General features: G+C 54.7%; 4 protein-coding genes. 3 read left to right on the forward strand and 1 reads right to left on the reverse strand.

Annotated elements, in window-relative coordinates:
* The coding region (gene ascF / locus FDX03_RS15200; RefSeq protein WP_249357076.1) for a PTS cellobiose/arbutin/salicin transporter subunit IIBC at positions 1–1,050 on the reverse strand (1,050 nt) is incomplete at its 3' end.
* Between the two features lie 264 nt (positions 1,051–1,314).
* On the opposite strand from ascF, the gene FDX03_RS15205 reads away from it, so the two are divergent.
* From FDX03_RS15205 to hypF, 3 genes are all read left to right on the forward strand, one after another.
* On the forward strand, positions 1,315–2,322 hold the full coding sequence (locus FDX03_RS15205) for a LacI family DNA-binding transcriptional regulator (RefSeq protein WP_048213491.1): 1,008 nt from the start codon (positions 1,315–1,317) through the stop codon (positions 2,320–2,322).
* A gap of 151 nt (positions 2,323–2,473) precedes the next feature.
* Positions 2,474–3,019 (forward strand): electron transport protein HydN, encoded by a 546-nt coding sequence (gene hydN / locus FDX03_RS15210; RefSeq protein WP_003037366.1) that lies wholly within the window; start codon positions 2,474–2,476, stop codon positions 3,017–3,019.
* A 143-nt stretch (positions 3,020–3,162) separates the two neighbouring features.
* The coding region (gene hypF / locus FDX03_RS23485; RefSeq protein WP_249357077.1) for a carbamoyltransferase HypF at positions 3,163–4,630 on the forward strand (1,468 nt) is incomplete at its 3' end.

Raw genomic sequence — 4,630 nt, forward strand, 5'->3', positions numbered from 1 at the left:
CCATGCTACTGCCAGCGATGAACCACCTAACGACAAGTTGGCGCCGATTTCTGACGGCATCACCATGCCTTCTTTTCCGGTTTCGGCAATGGTCTGAATAATGGTTGGCGTAAAGACACGGTGCATACCGGTCATCACCAGCAGCGGCCACAATGCGCCCATAATGGCCACTGACAGCCAACCGAGATAGCCGTGAATGGTATAGACCAGCGCTGAAATTGCGCTACCGATCCAGATACCGATCGGGCCAATGATGACGATGGCGAGCGGCGCGGCGATCAGCACGATCAGCATTGGTTTCAGGAAGTTTTTGGTCACCGCCGGAGTAATACGATCGACCCAACGTTCGATGTATGACAGGCTCCAGGTCATCACCAGCGCCGGGATCACCGTGTAGGTGTATTTCACCGCTGTCACCGGGATCAGGGCAAACTCAACGTGCTCACCCTGCGCAGCCTTCGCCATCAGATCGATGAAGCTGGGATGCACCAGTACACCCGCGATGGCGATTGCCAGTGACATGTTGGTTTTGAATTTGATCGCGGCCGACGCGGCGACCATCAGCGGCAGGAAGAAAAATGCGCCGTCGCCGATCACGGTCAGAATAGTGAGCGTGGATGATCCTTTCTCCAGCACGCCGGTCATTTCGAGGATCATTGCCAGCAGCTTGAGCATTGATCCGCCGATAATTGCAGGGATCAACGGCGACATGGTGCCGATCAGCGCGTCGAGGATCCCCGCGCCAATCCGCTTCAGCGTCAGTCGGGGTTTGGTTTGCGGCTCAGCGGGCTGCATATTGGCAGGCAACAGGCTGACCACTTCGCGATACGCTTGTGAAACGGTGTTGCCGATGATCACCTGACACTGGTTATCGCTACGCACCACGCCAAGTACGCCAGAGAGCGTCTTCAGCGTCGCGCTGTCGACCTGCGAGTCATCTTTGATAACGAAACGCAAACGGGTCATACAGTGGGTCACTGCTGTGATGTTGTCAACGCCTCCCAGAGCCGTCACAACGGAGCGCGCCAGCGCTGCATAATTCTTGGACATCGGATTTAATCCTGTTTTATCAGTAGGGTACGTTATGTTTTATCCGTTTACGTTGGGTCGCTTTTCTGGGTTATGAAACGCAGATAGGAAACCGGTTCCACAAAAGAATGTTTAATTTATTTATATTGAGCAAGATTTAATTTTGATAATTTATTGTAATTGTGATGTTTATCACTGGATGTTGGCGTCTGCGATGTAGCAGCAAGGACAGCGGCGAAACGGTGCAGTACACTGCGTCACATTGAGAGAATAGGGATGAGTAATATGACCACGATGCTGGAGGTGGCGAAGCGTGCCGGCGTGTCGAAAGCGACGGTTTCCCGGGTGCTTTCCGGGAACGGCTACGTCAGCCAGGAGACCAAAGACCGCGTGTTTCAGGCCATTGAAGAGAGTGGTTATCGCCCTAACTTGCTGGCGCGTAGCCTGGCGGCGAAAACCACGCAGACGCTGGGACTGGTGGTGACGAACACCCTTTATCACGGCGTCTATTTCAGCGAACTGTTGTTTCATACCGCACGCATGGCGGAGGATAAGGGGCGTCAGCTGTTGCTGGCTGACGGTAAGCACAGCGCTGAGGAAGAACGCCAGGCGATCCAATACCTTCTGGACTTACGCTGCGACGCGATTATGATCTATCCGCGTTTTCTCAGTGTGGATGAGATAGACGATATCATCGACGCCCATACTCAGCCGATTATGGTGCTTAACCGACGCCTGCGGAAAAACAGTAGCCACAGCGTATGGTGTGATCAAAAGCAGACCAGCTTTAACGCCGTTACTCAGCTCATTGCCGCCGGGCATAAAGAGATTGGTTTTATTACCGGCTCGATGGATTCTCCAACCGGCGTGGAGCGACTTTCAGGTTATAAAGACGCGCTGGCACATCATGGTATTGCGCTTAATAATGACTTGATTGTTAAGGGAAAGTGGACGCCAGCCTGCGGTGCTGCGGGCGTTGATGCGTTGCTTTCACGTAAGGTCAATTTTACCGCGCTGGTGGCCAGCAATGACGATATGGCGATCGGCGCGATGAAGCAGTTACACGCCCATGGTGTGCGGGTGCCTTTACAGGTGTCGGTGATTGGCTTCGATGATATCACCCTCGCGCCATACACTATTCCGGCGCTTTCCAGCGTAAAAATTCCGGTAACAGAAATGATTCAGGAAACGATTGGGCGCCTGATCTTTATGTTGGGTGACGGGGCGTTTACGCCGCCAAAGACTTTCACCGGTGAACTCATCCAGCGCGACTCTGTTGCGCCGCCCGCTTAGCGCTGACGGCTGTCATTTGTCATCGTCACTAGTGACGATGACACGCCATCCTTGTATTTATTATAATAAAAATCCTTTAATAACAGTAAATTAAAATCTGGCACGATTTGTGAATGCTTCGGCAGATATTCTGTCATTGCTGGAGAAATTGATGAACCGTTTCATCATTGCAGACGCCAATAAATGCATTGGTTGCCGTACCTGTGAAGTGGCCTGCGTGGTATCCCATCAGGATAACCAGGACTGCGCATCGCTGACCCCTGAAACTTTTTTACCCCGCATTCACGTCATCAAAGGCGTTAATGTCTCCACGGCGACGCTGTGCCGCCAGTGTGAAGACGCGCCGTGCGCTAACGTCTGCCCGAACGGTGCGATCAGCCGTGATAAAGGTTTTGTTCACGTAATGCAGGAACGCTGCATTGGCTGTAAAACTTGCGTTGTGGCTTGTCCTTACGGCGCAATGGAAGTGGTCGTGCGTCCGGTTGTGCGTAACAGCGGCGCGGGTCTGAACGTCCGTGCAGAAAAAGCCGAAGCCAATAAGTGCGACCTGTGCCACCACCGTGAGGCCGGTCCTGCCTGTATGGAAGTCTGCCCGACTCACGCGCTGATTTATGTGGATCGCAACAAGCTTGAGCAACTGAGCGCGGAAAAACGCCGTCGCGCGGCGCTGGATTCCACCGCATCTTTGCTGTTCTGATATCTGCAAATCCGCGTAAAATACGGTAGTACTTATGCCGGATGGCGGCTTCGCCTTATCCGGCCTACTGTTCGCATCCCCGTAGGCCTGATAAGCATCGCGCCATCAGGCTAACCGGGATTGATGACTGCGGGAAAAATCTAATGACAATAAACACCCCCTCCGGCGTACAGTTGCGTATTCGCGGCAAGGTACAGGGCGTCGGATTTCGCCCCTACGTCTGGCAACTGGCGCAACGGTTACAGCTGCATGGCGACGTGTGTAACGACGGTGACGGTGTGGTTGTGCGCTTGCAGGAAGATCCGGCGGAGTTTATTGCGCAGTTACATCAACACTGCCCACCGCTGGCGCGCATTGACAGCGTTGAGAGCGAACCGTTCGTCTGGACGCAGCAGCCTGCCGATTTCTCGATTCGTCAAAGCGCTGGCGGTTCGATGAATACGCAGATCGTTCCGGACGCCGCGACCTGCCCCGAATGTCTGATTGAAATGAACACTCCCGGCGAACGCCGCTATCGTTATCCCTTTATCAACTGCACCCACTGCGGCCCACGTTTTACCATTATCCGCGCCATGCCGTATGACCGTCCGTTGACCGTGATGGCGTCGTTCCCGCTCTGTGCGCAATGCGACAAAGAGTATCGTGACCCGTATGACCGTCGCTTCCATGCCCAGCCTGTTGCTTGTCCGGCATGCGGCCCGCATCTGGAATGGATCAGTACTGACGTGCGGGCTGAAAAAGAAGACGCCCTGCAGGCGGCGGTGGCACAGCTGAAAGCGGGCGGCATTGTGGCCGTGAAAGGCATTGGCGGCTTTCATCTGGTGTGCGATGCGCGCAATGATGACGCCGTCGCACTGCTCAGGCTGCGTAAACACCGTCCGGCGAAACCGCTGGCGGTAATGCTGCCTGCTGATGACGGATTACCTGAACCCGCACGTCATTTGCTGACAACCCCTGCCGCGCCAATCGTGCTGATGCAGAAACGCTATGTCGCTGCATTGAGCGAGGGCATTGCGCCAGGGTTAACGGAAGTAGGCGTTATGCTGCCAGCGAATCCGTTGCAGCATCTGCTCTTACAAGAGATGAATTGTCCGCTGGTAATGACCTCCGGCAATCTTAGCGGCAGGCCACCTGCTATTACCAATGCGCAGGCGCTGGACGATTTAAGTGAGATTGCTGATGGTTTTCTGCTGCATAACCGTGAAATTATGCAGCGCATGGATGACTCCGTGGTGCGTGACAGTGGGGAAATACTGCGCCGCTCCCGGGGTTACGTGCCGGATGCGATAGCACTGCCGCCGGGGTTTCGTGACGTGCCGCCGATGTTGTGCTTAGGCGCGGATCTGAAAAATACTTTCTGCCTGGTGCGCGGCGAACAGGCGGTTATCAGCCAGCATTTAGGCGATCTCAGTGATGACGGCATTCAGCAGCAGTGGCGTGATGCGTTACGTCTGATCCAGAACATTTATGACTTTACGCCGCAGCGTATCGTGCATGATGCGCACCCTGGCTATGTTTCCAGCCAGTGGGCCAGCGAGATGAATCTGCCAACCGAAACGGTGCTGCATCATCATGCGCATGCTGCGGCATGCCTGGCCGAGCACGGCTGGC

Origin of the sequence: Citrobacter sp. wls827 (assembly GCF_005280875.1) — a bacterium.
GTDB classification, from domain to species: Bacteria; Pseudomonadota; Gammaproteobacteria; order Enterobacterales; family Enterobacteriaceae; genus Citrobacter; species Citrobacter youngae.